This window comes from Paenibacillus solisilvae (assembly GCF_042656405.1).
GTDB lineage: Bacteria > Bacillota > Bacilli > Paenibacillales > Paenibacillaceae > Paenibacillus_Z > Paenibacillus_Z solisilvae.
Window position 1 is genome coordinate 1 of record NZ_JBHSOW010000060.1, and the last position, 13,690, is coordinate 13,690.

Below are 13,690 nucleotides of genomic sequence, written 5' to 3' on the forward strand. Positions count from 1 at the left end.
TTTATTTTTAAGTATACAGGTCTTCCATTAAGGCGTGTCTACTAAATAGTCTAACTGCAAATTGAGCTTCCAATAAGCCCTTTAGCTCTTCCTGCGGTTTTTTAGCTGCAAATTTCCAGTATAGCGCCCGCTTGAATCAAAAAAAGCCCCAAATACCTGCAATTATCCCGTATAGATGCCGTTGACGATACAATTTTCCACAGCTGAAGTAATACCTCGCTGCTGCGCATCCCTAAGTCCCCATTTAAAGGTTAGGGGGCTGCCCCATAACCACCTTCTGACTTTTCAACCCCGCTTTAATCCTCCTATCTTAACGAACATAAAGAATCTTAAGCTCCACTTTTTCAGTGGTGGTTTTAAGGTTTTTTTGCAGTAAGAAGTAAGGATTAAATCTCTTGTGTTACGAACTCCATTAGGCAGCCATCTATTACTGACAAGTATCATTAAGAGATATCTATCATCAATTGATAGGAGATGGTTTTCATAGAGTTAGGGATAATGACCAGTGCGAGCTATATGTCTTGTACGTATATATACAGTACATAACTGCTTATAACAGCATACAAAAGGAGGCTCATCTATGAAATTGATCTAGCGATCAAAGCATCATCCCAGTATGTAAAGGAGAGCAGATTCCTAGAGAAAATGAACATCAATCCTTGAAAAGAGGCTAAATCATGCACGACTTAATGGTCATTATTACAATTTGCTCCTTCATTTTGACTGTCGGCTTCATCTACTGGCGACCTAATGTCAATGAAGCTATACCGGCGACCATAGGTGCTTTCTTTGTTCTTCTAAGCGGCAGCGTAACATTGACCGATCTATGGAAAATAACAGAAACGATAAGCGGTGCCGCCATAACGATTATTGCAACTATAGTTATGGCAATCGTTTTAGAGAGCTTTGGATTTTTTAATTGGTCAGCCGAGGTGCTCACAAGAAAGGCAAGAGGGTCAGGCATTCGCCTTTTCTGGTTAACCAATCTGTTTTGCTTCCTCATGACACTCTTTGTCAACAATGATGGCAGCATTTTGATTACAACTCCGATTCTATTGCTTTTGCTGAAAAAAATGGGGCTTAAAACCCATCAAAAAATACCTTATCTGCTCTCCGGAGCCTTGGTCGCAACAGCCTCCAGCGCACCCATCGGCGTAAGTAACATCGTCAACCTGATTGCACTCAAAATCGTTCATATGGATCTTTACATGCACACGGCTATGATGTTCGTTCCCGCATCACTCGGGCTCATCCTGCTCACGTTTCTCTTATTTGCAGTCTTCTATCGTGCACTCCCCAAGAAATTGCCTAACGCCGGTCAATGGAATATAACCCCTGGGAATCATCCGCTGAAAGATGTTTCCCCGCAGGAGAATCGCAGCAAGTTTATGCGAAATATATTGATTTTCGTCTTCTGCGTCCGCGTCAGCCTGTTTGCCGCATCCTTCATCCACTTCCCGGTTTCTTTAATGGCCGTCATCGGATCCTTGTTCCTGCTGGGATGGCGCTGGATCTATTTGAAAATTTCCCCTGCCGACATGTTGAAGAAAACGCCTTGGTACATCCTCATTTTTGCCTTCAGCATGTACGTGATTATCTATGGCTTGAACAACATCGGACTGACCGAGAAGCTGATCCATCTCCTCCAGCCTGTAATGTCCGGCAGCCTGCTGGACGCTAGCGTCCTGATGGGCATCCTGTTAAGCGTTTTGTCCAATTTATTCAATAACCATCCTGCATTGATGGTCGGAACAATAACGCTGACCAATATGGGACTCGATCCCTTAACGCTGAAAATCTCCTATTTGGCGAGCGTCATTGGCAGCGACGTCGGCTCGCTCCTGCTGCCGATCGGCACTCTGGCTACGATCATGTGGATGCATATTGTCAGGAAGGGCGGTGTGAAAATCAGCTGGGGTCAATATTTGAAGGTTACCGCCATCGTCATTCCGGTCACCGTTATATTCACCTTGGTTATTCTCACTTATTGGGTCTCTTGGTTATTTTAATGAAGCTTATGCTTCCGATGCGAGTGTTTGCTCTCAGGGAAGCCGACGAGCAGTTTGCGCAAAAAACGAAGCGTATGCTCCCAAAGCGAGAGGTTTGCGCAAAAAACTTTAGGAGGAATCAGATTGAACGAATTTCAACCTTTTATTGGTAAGAGAATTATGGTAGAGGTATCGGGGAAACGGCCGCTGCCGGGTAAATTAATCGATATTGGACCGGACATACTCGTACTTGTCCACCAGCAGCGTTTCTTGTATATTCCGATCGCCCACGTGCACAACTTAAAGGCAGATCTCCTGTCAGACGAGGATATCGGCCAAACCGACGACCTGCTGGTGCAGCCTCAAATCGAACAAATATCGGTTCCCAGAATGCTTCGTGAAGCGAAAGGCATATTCGTTGAAATCCAAGTGAGCGGGAACAAGCCCCTCCGCGGTTATTTAATCGGGATCATGACGGATTACATTGTCATTCACTCACCCGTCTATAAGTCCATCTATGTATCCCTGCGTCACATGAAATGGCTCATTCCCTATCCGCCTTCCTATGTTCCTTATTCACTGTCCGCCGATCCTTTGCCTGCACAGCACGCTTCTCTCGCATTATCCAAAACATTCGAGACCCAGTGCAAAAAAGAAGAAGGAAAAATGGTTGTTCTTGATCTTGGGGAGCAGCACGAGAAAATAGGACTCATCAAAAGGGTAAGCAGCGGAATCATGGATTTCCTGGATGCAGACGGGAACAGCAACCTATTGAATATCGAACATTTAAAAACGATGTATACTCCCTCAAAGTAACAAATGCGAAAGATGACAGCTATGAACGCTAGGATACCGTTAGGGCTGACCTTCGTTTTTCTCAAAAAAAAAGACCTCCAAGAAGAAGGTCCAACAAAGAGAGTCATGCACATCATAGTCTATGTGAATGGAATTAAAAAAGCGCGGGATATTTGTCCTTAAATCATAGCCGGGATGGAAACTGGGTTCTATGTCCAACTTACCCTTCTACCTTTAAGGCAGTTAAATAATAATCCTGTGAATCATTGTCCCTAACGATAAAATAAACGTTTTGCTCCGCTTGATCATACGCTACGAAGTTCGCATACGGCTGAAAGCCTTTTTGAATGGGCAGCAAGGCTCTGCCTGCATCATCATAGAGGTTCCACTCTGTGCTGCCGATGTCATAATTAAAGGTGACCGCATCCTTTCTCTGCGTGGACCAACCTGATTGTTGGTCCTCCGGCAGAGAGGTGAATTTCTGTTTAAGCTGGTATATATCTTTACCGGTATTTAACTCGTAAGCATAAAGAAAGACTTGCGGCTTGCTGTAGTTCGGCCAATTAATGTTAGCAGGGTGTGTACCGTTGTTATGCGACATAGCAATATACACTCGATTACCGGTAACATTCATTGCAAATGGAGTGGTGGAATAAAACTTCTTATACACCGTCTTCGTGTCCAGATTATATACTTTAATAAAATAATCGGATCCCATGATATAGCTGCCGCTGTATTTTACGATTAAATGGGAAGGATTCTCCCAGCTCCAATCCCTCACGTTAATATATTCGTATAGGGAATTCGGCTTAATTTTCACTTCTTCAGCAAGAAAAGCTTTATCCCACGGGAATTGAAATAAACGGAAATTCTCTTGATTCATGAGAGCGATGCGCTCCTGCATTTTTCCTTGAGGAGGTATCCATTGTACGGTTTTCGCATATTCGTTATCTGACTCCGGAACGGTCAGTTTGTTGTTAAACACGTCCCTAGATAAGAGTTTGCCATCAAAATTATACACTTCTTTATGCAGCTTCCCATTCACAGCCGTTATGAGAACGATTTTATCCGGGTGACTCAAGAGATGCAGATCTTGTATCTCCTCTGTCGTAATCTGCCATAGCAGCACATTATGAACCAAATCTAGCATGTTAAGAGATGTTTTTGGTTTGCCGCCAGAACCGCTATCTACAATAAGAGCTCTCCGATGATCGGGAAGTGCATGAATGGAGTAAGGGTTCCATATGATTTCATCAGAGAAATGCGGTCCAGAAGACGGGTCTTCCGCCTGTGCCGCAGCAGGCATGGAACTAATAATGATGCAGACGAACAATAAAAGGCTGATAGAGATTCGTTTCAACTGAATTGCAACACCAATCACAATTATTCCTCCTAGCACATTTGCAACTTTATTCCATTTCTAAATTAGACGCAGCAAGGTCGGACAAGTTTCACGAATAAGGAATATAGCTTGCTTAAGTTGATGACATGAGGATCCCTCATCATTGGCAGAAGAAACAGAACCGTTAACAGCAGCAGTATTAAACAACACTAACACTAACATTAACAGTACCAGTATCCAGCATCAGTACCAGATCAACGTCAAAATCATAAGGTACCATTTCCATCATCAACACCAACACTAGCATCATCAGCATCCAGCACCAGCATCAGCAGCATCCAGCACCAGCATCAGCAGCATCCAGCACCAGCATCAGCAGCACACCAACATCAGCATCTACATCAATATCATCATAAGTACCTGTATCCAACATTTAACATCATCAGCATCTACATCAATATCATCATCATAAGTACCTGTATCCAACATTTAGCATCATTAGCATCTACATCAATATCATCAGTACCAACACCGACACCAACATTAGTACCAGATCAACGTCACTATCAACCTCATCAGTACCAACATCCAACACAACACCAACATCAGCATCAGTATCATTTCAACATCAACACCATGAACATCATCAACACCTACATCAACATCAGCATCAACATCAGCACATCAACATCAACATCAGCACACCAACATCAACATCAGCACACCAACATCAACATCAGCACACCAACATCAACATCAGCATACCAACATCAACATCAGCACATCAACATCAACATCAACATCAACATCAGCACACCAACATCAACAGCACCAGTATCTACATCCAACACCAGCATCAGTATCAGTATCATTTCAACATCAACACCTTGAACATCATCAACACCTACTTCAACATCAGCACACCAACACTAACATCAGCAGCACCAGTATCTAAATCCAACACCAGCATCAGTATCATTTCAACATCAACACCTTGAACATCATCAACACCAACATCAGCATCACCAGTATCTACATCCAACACCAGCAGCACCATCACAGCACCAGAACCAGCATCTTCCATTACAGCATGTCTACTAATTAGTCTAGTCGCGTCATCTCGCATCAGCCTCTATACTGCATATATGCAGCTATTTGAGGCTTTTTTGTGCTTTATGTACACTATACTGGATATTTACACTTAAAAATCCAGAATGTTGCTCGAATGTGCTCAAAAGCGCTCTTTGTGGAAATTTAACTGTATGAAATACAGTATAGCAGCGAGATTGGTCAAATATGGCTCTCTATACAGTATGAAATCCAGTATAGCCTTTGTTTAGAAAGGATGGAATAGCTTATTGCATGGAGAAGAGACACGCAAATTAAATGGCTGCGCAGGGTTTACACCCCGTGCAGCCATTTTTTCGTGAAGCTATTATTCCAATGAATCAATCAGGTGAAAACTGCCAACAACCGAAGCGAAGCTCAATTCCTTTAGGGAAATCCTTGTTGCCCGCTGTTGCCCGCTGTTGCCCGGTGTTGCCCGGTGTTGCCCGCTGTTGATGTTATCTCTTTTAGAAGCGCAGCGGCAATCCTAGGTCAGCTTACGCTCAACCAGTTTCTTCTTCTCCAGCATCAGCTCCTTAAACTCCAAATCCAGAGCTTCGTACTGCGGGTCACCCGGCATATACCGGCTTAGCTCCCCTATCACAAAAGCTAGCCGATTCTCGATAATCATTCTCTGCTCCTGCAATTGTGCCTTACCGCTGCTCGGTGCGCTCTTCTCCTGCTCCAGTTTCTCCATGTAAGCCTGGAAGCCGCTCTCGAACTTGCTTATCTTCCCCTCAGCGAAGATAAGCAGCTTCTCACAGGTCTTCTCCAGGAAATATCTGTCGTGAGAGACGACGAGCAGCGTCCCGCCGTATGAAGCTAACGTTTCCTCCAGCTGCTCTCTGCTCGTCAAATCCAAATGATTCGTCGGCTCATCGAGAATTAGAAGATCCTGCTCCTGCATGATAAGCCCAGAGAGCTTGATCCTCGTCCGCTCGCCCAAGCTCAAATTCTTGATCGGTTTCTTCAGCATCTCCTCTTCGAATCCCATATTCGCAAGCAGCGTGCGGGCTCTGCCGGCGTCAGCACGAACGTCATGCGTCTTTGCCAGCAGCTCCAATACCGTTCGTTCCGGTTCTAAATCCATCACATCTTGAGTTAGATAAGCAATTCTGGCAGTGGGACTGACCCATATTTGTCCCGCGTCAGCTGTCTCTTTGTTCATAATCATCCGAATGAGAGTTGTTTTACCGCAGCCATTAGGCCCGAGGAGCCCTATTTTCTCCCCGCGCTGGATATAGAAGGAGCTGTCACGAAACAGCAGCTTTTCTCCGAATGATTTCGTTATCCGATCCGCTTCCACGATCCGTCTGCCCCGTTTATCCGGGCTTCTCCAATCAAACTGCACCTTGGCTTCTTCTTTAGGCTTCTTTACCCCTTCGATTTCGATCTTCTCGAGCCGTTTGATGCGTGACTTTACCTGCTGATCCATTTTTTTGGCTTTACTCCGGTAGAACTCTTTGACTCCGGCGCGCATTTCAGCCATTTTACCGACCTTGCCGGCCTCTCGGTGCGCCTTGGACGACCAGTTCTTCAATCGATTGATTTCCATCTCAATCTTCTGCTCGTATTTCTTCTGCTCCTCATATTGGTGCAGCTGACTCTGAAACCTCCGGGCTTTCTCCTCCCGATACCAAGTATAATGGCCCGGATAATCATAGGAGTTTCCATCCTCGAGCTCCACAATGCGCTCCACCGTGTGATCAAGAAAATAACGATCATGCGAGATGATGAGCATAGCTGCATCATAGGTTTTCAGTTCATGGATGAGCCACTCCACCCCTTGAAAATCCAGGTGATTGGTCGGTTCATCCAAGATGAGAAGATCAGGCTTGGAAGCGCAAATATGGGCGATGGCCAGCTTCGTTTTCTCACCTCCGCTTAAACCGGCTATCCGATCGGCGCTCCACTCCTGGACCTTTTTCAATCCCAGATGGCTGGAGAACTCCAGAAACCGTTCTCCATCCCTTGAAGAATCGTCTGTTTCCACCATGCTGTGAAAGGTATGCTGGGTGTAAGAGGTCGATTGCAGCAGGTAACCGATACGCAGCTGTTTGCTGTGACGGAGAACCGTGCCCCCATCCGGCTTCAGACTGCCCATAATGATATTGGCCAACGTTGTTTTGCCGCTTCCATTCATACCGACTAACCCGATTCGTTCCTGGTCCGCAATATCTACATTTATCTGCCGGAGAACCGACAGCTCTCCAAAGCTTTGTTGAATGCCTCGACAGCTTATTAATGTCATAGAAATCACCACTTTGCGTTTAGTATAGAACCTGCAAGAAGGGGCGCTGACATTCGAGGACACAAGGGTTAAACAGCTAAAGCCGTCGTATGCGGCGGAACAAGTGCAAGTCTCATTCCAGCGATCTACAGCAAAGGTATACGAAGTTGAAGCTTGCTATAGATACAAAAAAGACCGCAGGCTTCACCTGCGGCAGTGGATATGCGGAAATAGGAAATGTACCATTAACCTCTAACCATGCCAAACGGCAGTGAGGTGATGGTCAATCGCTGAGCAGAGGCAGATTACACCTGCCAGCACAACGATAAAGGAGTCTCCCCTTTTAGACACAGTTTCCCTATTCCCGCTCCGCTGCACAGGCAGAGCATCACTCGTCGTCCTATCGAATTACGATAAATGACTCGGGAATTAGATCCACATGATGTCTAAATTAGATACCTCCTAGAAATTCACAATTACCCCTATTATAGCATGGGATATGATAATGTAAACGTTCCATTTTCATTCTTGTTACTAAAGCAGCTCCGGTTGAGCGAACCGCATTACGATGTATTCACGGCCGGATATCGCTGCTTTAGATAAAGTCCTCGGGGCCCGGATCACAGCAAGGCGGTTCTGAACCTTCGATGCCTCTTCCATATGTATGACCTGCCGGGGATCAATGCCGAAGCAAATAGCCGCAGCCCCACCAAAATCATTATCCGGCACTTCCATAAGCCGGGAGGAACGATTCACAACTTCTTGGCTCGCCGTTGTTACTTTCCTTCCCGCACATCGCTGGCATGTCCAAAATATCCGGGATCAAGGACTTCGACTGCTTCAATTGGAGCGCCGCCCTAACCGGGTTTGGAAGATGCTATGCTTCCGGCAGCGGCTTGCGTCCATTAAATCCATCATGCCAGCCGTGGTAGTGCGTAATTCGCTCTTCCCCTTCTTTCCAGCAGATGAGCACTTCTTTCCCCTCAACGATAGCCGGAAAATCAATTAACCCTGGCGTGATCATCTTCAGCAGGACGCCTTTCCGGTTAAAATTCTCGATTAAGAGATCCGCTTCGAGGCGCATGAATTCAATTCGCCCCTCAGCCTCAAAGAACGGATCATGGGAAGCATCCGGGCGGGCAGGCGTATGCTCGTATTTCTCTTTATTCTTCTGCAGCTCGATATACTGGTCTTCCATCTCTTGAGCCAAGCCCCGCAAAGTCTGCAGGTCCTCCCTCAGCTGCGGAAGCAGCTCGTTGGCTTCGCTAAGCGTAAATAATTTATGTTCCACGTCTCATCCACTCCTTAATCCAAAGTGTACTAAAGAGCGGCCTTAATTTCCAATCCGATGCTTGCAGCCGCTCCCGTTTATTTATTAAATTCAACAGCTCGAATATGCGTGCACTGGTTAATAAGCGGCAATAAATCCCCAATATCATAGTCACTGGGCGGTCTTACGCTCATCTCCAACGTAATCTCGCCCCCGTCGCTGAGGTTCGTTTCCGCCTGAAAGCTGACGATCATAATTCGTTTTTCCTTCAACAGCTGCCGCACTTCATCGATCCCGCCCGGTTCATTCGCCAAATGAATAATCAGCTGCTCGGTCTTCGGTGAAACAAGCCAGCTGTACCGTCTATGCAGCATAATCTGCCCGATCAAGATAATCAGGGCGACCCCTCCGCCCACGACATACAGTCCTGAGCCGATCGCCATCCCCACTCCGGCTGTAGCCCATATGCCGGCAGCCGTTGTTAATCCCTTAATGGTTTGCTTTTGCAGAAAAATCATACCCGCACCCAAGAATCCAACCCCGCTGACGACCTGCGCAGCTATACGTGAAGGATCAAGAGCGATGCTGTTCCACGCGGTAATATCCTGAAAGCCGTATTTGGAAATCACCATCATCAGAGAAGCTCCCACAGCTACGATAAAATGAGTCCGAATCCCCGCTTCCTTCATCCGATTCTTCCGTTCATACCCAATAAGAGCGCCTAAAATTCCGGCTGCAATGACCCTGAGCAAATATTCATATTCCACGTTACCACCCTTTCAGCAAGTCATCCATAATTGTATTACTATTACCCTGTCTTCTCCACTTATAACTGAAGGAGTGCGAAAACAAGACTCCTTCGGAGTTCCCTCTCCGCAGCCTCCCTGGTTCCACCTTGCTGCCACCCGTTCATTCGCTTGATAATGCAGCAAGCCAAGTCAGATCCTCCTGCTGTTCAGGGCTAAATACCGCTTCTAAGCGGACTGACTTCACACCCAGAAAGTCCATGAATTGACGGAAGCCTTCGCTTAACCGCTCCACCATCTGTGCTGACACTGTGATGCCGGGCTCCCACCACCAGTTTTTGATTACAAGCTCCTTCTTCTTCTTATCGAGCCCGGGCTCAAATCTGGCGGCAAACCGGTTTCCGCACATGACCGGCAGCACATAATAACCGTATTGACGCTCCTGTAAAGGCTTGTAAACTTCCCACCGGTAATCAAAATCAAACAGCTCTTTAATCAACCGGCGATCCCAAATTAAATTGTCCAGGGGCGCTAGTATGAAGGCTCTTGAGGGATACGAGTAATCCTCACGGAGGACCTTCGTAAGGAGAGGGAGATCTGCTGCTCTCATATACAGCTGCTTCTGAATGCCTTCCACTTGGAGCGGGACGATCTTGCCCTTATCCTGCAGCTGCGCAATGGCATGGGTTCTCTCTTTGCTCTTCATTCCGGAAATTCCAAGCCACGCATCACCCGACATATTCCAAAGAAAACCAATCCCTCCCATACGCCGCAGCACATACCACTCCCAGTAAGCTTCCTCCGCCAAATTGGGATCCGCCGCCAGCAGCAGCTCTGCCGGCAAATGCCGGTTGGAGAGATCGTAAACCTTGCGGGTCCGATCCTTATGATGAACGATTAAATCACCTGTGAAGTAAAGACTCTCCAGCACCGCCCGTGATAATCGAGTCGGCGCCCAAGACCAATCGACGACCTGATTATAGTCCAAGCCGCCCGAAGAAAGAGGGCCGCCTGCCGAGAGCGTCTCTATAACCTGCGGCACGATTTCATTGACATGCGGCATCGCTTCCAGTCTCGCGGCGGCTGCCCGTCTTAACCGGGTGAAATAGGGCCAATCCTCCCGCCGGTAGATCGACATATTCTTATCCCAACCGTCTACCAGCACCCGGTCCGTATAAAGCAGCTCATTCAGCATTTCGGAACGAAAGCCCGGAATACGGGACTGCAGCACCAGCTCTTGGTTGTATCCGACCACGTTCAACGGATCAAACTGCAGACAGCCCACACGCTCCACATAAGCCAGTATCCCGGCTTTCCCTTCGAACCTATTCGCCGTTAACAGCCCATGATGGGCTAATAGAAAATTCTTTGCTTGCTCATTGGTCACCATTCGTGCAGCCATCAAGTGGAAACTCACTCCATTCCCGGAAATGACTTCAATAAGCTTATTATAATAAAAAAGAATCATGGAATCACCTGATACCGCCATAAGGAGGATGGAAGGGAGCCTCTGGAAAACCTCGTGCATAAATCACTCTAAACGGACAAATAATTGTTCGGAGTACATTTTTTGTTAAATCCATGGACGGATAACGCAGCGGATCATACACGAAGGGAGCAGAGAAGATGACGGAAAAAAGCATCCTCGCCTATTTCAACAGTCCCGATCAAGCGGAAGAGGCTTTAACGCGATTAAAATCACTTCGTATCGTCGAGAGCTCCATTGACCGGTTCGACGGGTATCCAGGAGAAGGCAGCGACCACATCGACAATCCGGTAACGGGTGATTTCCCGGGATTAGGTTATTTAACGCTGGGCGGTGATTTCTCAGATGAAGACGCCGCCATCTTGGCTGCGGCCAGCGTCAGTGCGAGCGGAATGAGCTCCGGAGGACCGGAAAACCGGGTAACCGGCCGCGACATTTTATTAACCGTCGTCGTAGAGGAATCGGATCACGAAGAAGCGCTGCAGGTTGTGCGCGAAGCTGGCGCTTTGGTCTAGCAGGAAAGCCGGTCCAGAACCAAATAAGGCAGTGAGCGATCTATTTCAATAGATGCCTCACTGCCTTATTTATTTATCCGAAATTGGGATTAGTAAGATGCCGCAACAATTACGGAATAACCTTGCGTCTGCGGAAATCATCGAAGATGCTGAAGAACATTGCCTCTGTGTCCACATATTCGTGAAAGCCGAATCTGCGGGCTTTGGATCCGTCAGCGAACATATCGTATTCCCATGAGAATACGAAATCACCGAAGCCCCAAGAGGACAAATCCTTATAAGGGTGGGCTTCAAGGCCAAAGGCTTTTCGAGCCGCTTCAATTGAACGATTCAATGTATCTCCAGAGTCAACCGCCCTGCAGAAAACTAGAACATTTTTCAATTCCCAGAGGGAAAATGCAGTTTTTATCGAATGAATACATCTATAATGACAATAAGAAAAGCCCTTCTCATAACCAGCAGCTCTTCCCTAACGGGGCAAGGGATCGAAGAGCAGAAACTTGAACAGCTGTTGGATGGCGGCAGCCAGTCACAAAGACGTTCAGGGATGGGACTGCTTAATACGGATCAATAGTTAAAGCAGCTCTATGCCAAAGGCCTACAAATTCATAGTGACCTCAATCAAGGAACAACCGAACAACCGTCTCTTCAACAAACAATTCGAAAAAGAGGTGGAGCGCTTGACTAGCTATCCTGAATTTGATTTCGCAGCTAATCTTCGTGCAGGGCATATTCTCGCCCCGCAGGGTGCTGCTCTTGTCATTGCGGAATGGACTGCCCCAGGCTGTCCAACTGGTGAACAGGCGGAATTCATCGCCCCGCTGCATCTTCATCATGATGATGACGAAGCCTGGTATATCCTTGAAGGCACCTTAGGATTCCAGATTGGGGATGAACAAATCGAGGCTTCCGCAGGAGATGCCCTCACTGCACCCCGGGGAACCCCGCATACCTACTGGAACCCAAGAGCCGACGAGGCTCGTTATCTGATCATAATGACTGCTCAAATTCGGGCATTAATTGACGCCATTCATGCTATGGAACAGCGTGATCCGGAATCGCTGAAACTGCTTTTTGAACGATATGGAGCTCAATTGCTGGACTAGCCACCCCCTATCGGCCGTTAGAATGGCTCGGTTCACCGGGCTGCTGCTAACGGCTTATTCTTTGTATGCAGGAAGATCGAGGCCTGTTCACAAACAGCACGCAATGACAGGATAACCTGCTAGGTCGATGATAAGATGATAACAAAGGGAGGTGATGCGGTGTGGATTGGTTCATTCGAATGAAGAATGCTCTGGACCTCATGGAGACGAAGATGGAAGAACAGCTGGATATAGGCGAGATCGCAAAAGCGGCTTATTCCTCCCCATTTCATTTTCAACGGATGTTTCATATGCTGACCGGAATGACAGTGGCCGAGTATAACCGTAAACGCAAGCTGACCTTGGCTGCTCAAGAGCTGGCCATGACGAGCCTTAGAGTCGTGGATGTTGCGCTCAAATACGGCTATGACTCGCCCGAATCCTTCACGAAGGCGTTTCGGAAAATCCATGGCGTGACGCCATCAGAGGCGCGTAATCCAGAAGTTAGCCTGAAAGCCTTTCCCCGCATCTCCTTCCAGCTTTCACTGAAGGGAGATCAAGATATGGATTATAAAATTGTGGAGAAGGATGCGTTCACAGTTGCCGGCAAATCGATTCAGGTAAGTACCAAGGAGGGAGAGAACCACCGCCAAATCCCTGCGTTCTGGAATCAAAGTCACGCAGACGGCACGATTCAGAAGCTGGCGGCAATAGGCGGAGACGAGGATATTCTTGGTATTTGCCTGGAAATGGATCACAGCAAGGAACAATTCACTTACTTAATTGCCGTTAAGGCTCATTCTGAATCATCGGGTGATGGATTTGGCTTAACGAACATCCCTGCTTCGACTTGGGCGGTATTTCCATCTATTGGTCCGATGCCAGGAGCGATACAGAACGTATGGCAGCGAATATTCCAAGAATGGTTTCCCGCTACAGGGTATGAGCATTCCAACGGACCGGATCTTGAAATCTATCCGCCCGGCGACACGGCCGCGGAGGACTATCGCTGTGAAGTATGGGTGCCGATCATGAAGAAATAGCAAAATGAATAAGCCGGCTGCCCGAAGCAGCCGGTTTATTTCACCTCCCTGTTCCATTCCTTTCAATCGCTCGACAAAAACTC

13 protein-coding genes and 1 pseudogene are annotated in these 13,690 nt (G+C 47.2%); 6 read left to right on the forward strand and 8 right to left on the reverse strand.

The genetic code is table 11. The features are described 5' to 3' along the window. Window positions 1-677 precede the first annotated feature (677 nt). Together ACFPYJ_RS16150 and ACFPYJ_RS16155 are read left to right on the forward strand one after the other, a co-directional pair. A complete protein-coding gene (locus ACFPYJ_RS16150) occupies window positions 678-2,009 on the forward strand; it encodes an ArsB/NhaD family transporter (RefSeq protein ID WP_379189199.1) in 1,332 nt (443 codons plus the stop codon). Window positions 2,010-2,132: 123 nt separating this feature from the next. Then, on the forward strand, window positions 2,133-2,804 hold the full coding sequence (locus tag ACFPYJ_RS16155; protein ID WP_379189200.1) for a DUF2642 domain-containing protein: 672 nt from the start codon (window positions 2,133-2,135) through the stop codon (window positions 2,802-2,804). Between the two features lie 199 nt (window positions 2,805-3,003). Here the strand turns inward: ACFPYJ_RS16155 and ACFPYJ_RS16160 are convergent, their stop codons facing one another. The 7 genes from ACFPYJ_RS16160 to ACFPYJ_RS16190 all read right to left on the reverse strand — a co-directional run bounded on the left by ACFPYJ_RS16160 (window position 3,004) and on the right by ACFPYJ_RS16190 (window position 10,880). After that, window positions 3,004-4,164, reverse strand: a complete 1,161-nt coding sequence (locus ACFPYJ_RS16160) for a hypothetical protein (RefSeq protein ID WP_379189202.1) — start codon at window positions 4,162-4,164, stop codon at window positions 3,004-3,006. Between the two features lie 865 nt (window positions 4,165-5,029). After that, complete coding sequence (locus ACFPYJ_RS16165) at window positions 5,030-5,209, reverse strand: hypothetical protein (RefSeq protein ID WP_379189204.1); 180 nt, start codon at window positions 5,207-5,209, stop codon at window positions 5,030-5,032. A gap of 510 nt (window positions 5,210-5,719) precedes the next feature. Next, complete coding sequence (abc-f, locus tag ACFPYJ_RS16170) at window positions 5,720-7,483, reverse strand: ribosomal protection-like ABC-F family protein (RefSeq protein WP_379189205.1); 1,764 nt, start codon at window positions 7,481-7,483, stop codon at window positions 5,720-5,722. A 513-nt stretch (window positions 7,484-7,996) separates the two neighbouring features. After that, window positions 7,997-8,218, reverse strand: a complete 222-nt coding sequence (locus ACFPYJ_RS16175; protein ID WP_379189206.1) for a hypothetical protein — start codon at window positions 8,216-8,218, stop codon at window positions 7,997-7,999. Between the two features lie 121 nt (window positions 8,219-8,339). Then, complete coding sequence (locus ACFPYJ_RS16180) at window positions 8,340-8,753, reverse strand: DUF2203 domain-containing protein (RefSeq protein ID WP_379189208.1); 414 nt, start codon at window positions 8,751-8,753, stop codon at window positions 8,340-8,342. Between the two features lie 77 nt (window positions 8,754-8,830). Next, window positions 8,831-9,499: an MgtC/SapB family protein gene (locus ACFPYJ_RS16185; RefSeq protein WP_379189210.1), complete on the reverse strand. Its 669-nt coding sequence runs from the start codon at window positions 9,497-9,499 to the stop codon at window positions 8,831-8,833. A 142-nt stretch (window positions 9,500-9,641) separates the two neighbouring features. Then, the gene (locus tag ACFPYJ_RS16190) at window positions 9,642-10,880 is read right to left on the reverse strand and encodes a winged helix-turn-helix domain-containing protein (protein WP_379189307.1); all 1,239 of its coding nucleotides are present in this window, start codon (window positions 10,878-10,880) and stop codon (window positions 9,642-9,644) included. A gap of 224 nt (window positions 10,881-11,104) precedes the next feature. Here ACFPYJ_RS16190 and ACFPYJ_RS16195 point away from each other — a divergent pair, with 224 nt between their 5' ends. Beyond that, window positions 11,105-11,479: a hypothetical protein gene (locus ACFPYJ_RS16195; RefSeq protein WP_379189212.1), complete on the forward strand. Its 375-nt coding sequence runs from the start codon at window positions 11,105-11,107 to the stop codon at window positions 11,477-11,479. A 109-nt stretch (window positions 11,480-11,588) separates the two neighbouring features. Here the strand turns inward: ACFPYJ_RS16195 and ACFPYJ_RS16200 are convergent. Beyond that, window positions 11,589-11,753, reverse strand: a pseudogene (locus ACFPYJ_RS16200) (NAD-dependent dehydratase); the annotation flags it as partial. 153 nt (window positions 11,754-11,906) lie between these two features. Between ACFPYJ_RS16200 and ACFPYJ_RS16205 the strand changes: the two are divergent. The 3 genes from ACFPYJ_RS16205 (at window position 11,907) to ACFPYJ_RS16215 (ending at window position 13,607) form a co-directional block, all read left to right on the forward strand. Further along, complete coding sequence (locus tag ACFPYJ_RS16205) at window positions 11,907-12,053, forward strand: hypothetical protein (protein ID WP_379189214.1); 147 nt, start codon at window positions 11,907-11,909, stop codon at window positions 12,051-12,053. A 106-nt stretch (window positions 12,054-12,159) separates the two neighbouring features. Beyond that, window positions 12,160-12,585, forward strand: a complete 426-nt coding sequence (locus ACFPYJ_RS16210; protein WP_379189215.1) for a cupin domain-containing protein — start codon at window positions 12,160-12,162, stop codon at window positions 12,583-12,585. A 161-nt stretch (window positions 12,586-12,746) separates the two neighbouring features. Next, complete coding sequence (locus tag ACFPYJ_RS16215) at window positions 12,747-13,607, forward strand: AraC family transcriptional regulator (protein ID WP_379189217.1); 861 nt, start codon at window positions 12,747-12,749, stop codon at window positions 13,605-13,607. The last annotated feature ends 83 nt before the right edge of the window (window positions 13,608-13,690 follow it).

Coding starts and splice junctions, on each gene's coding strand:
- ACFPYJ_RS16150 (WP_379189199.1), top strand. CDS start 678: ATGCACGACTTAATGGTCATTATTACAATTTGCTCCTTCATTTTGACT.
- ACFPYJ_RS16165 (WP_379189204.1), bottom strand. CDS start 5,209: ATGGAAGATGCTGGTTCTGGTGCTGTGATGGTGCTGCTGGTGTTGGAT.
- abc-f (WP_379189205.1), bottom strand. CDS start 7,483: ATGACATTAATAAGCTGTCGAGGCATTCAACAAAGCTTTGGAGAGCTG.
- ACFPYJ_RS16190 (WP_379189307.1), bottom strand. CDS start 10,880: ATGGCTGCACGAATGGTGACCAATGAGCAAGCAAAGAATTTTCTATTA.
- ACFPYJ_RS16195 (WP_379189212.1), top strand. CDS start 11,105: ATGACGGAAAAAAGCATCCTCGCCTATTTCAACAGTCCCGATCAAGCG.
- ACFPYJ_RS16205 (WP_379189214.1), top strand. CDS start 11,907: ATGACAATAAGAAAAGCCCTTCTCATAACCAGCAGCTCTTCCCTAACG.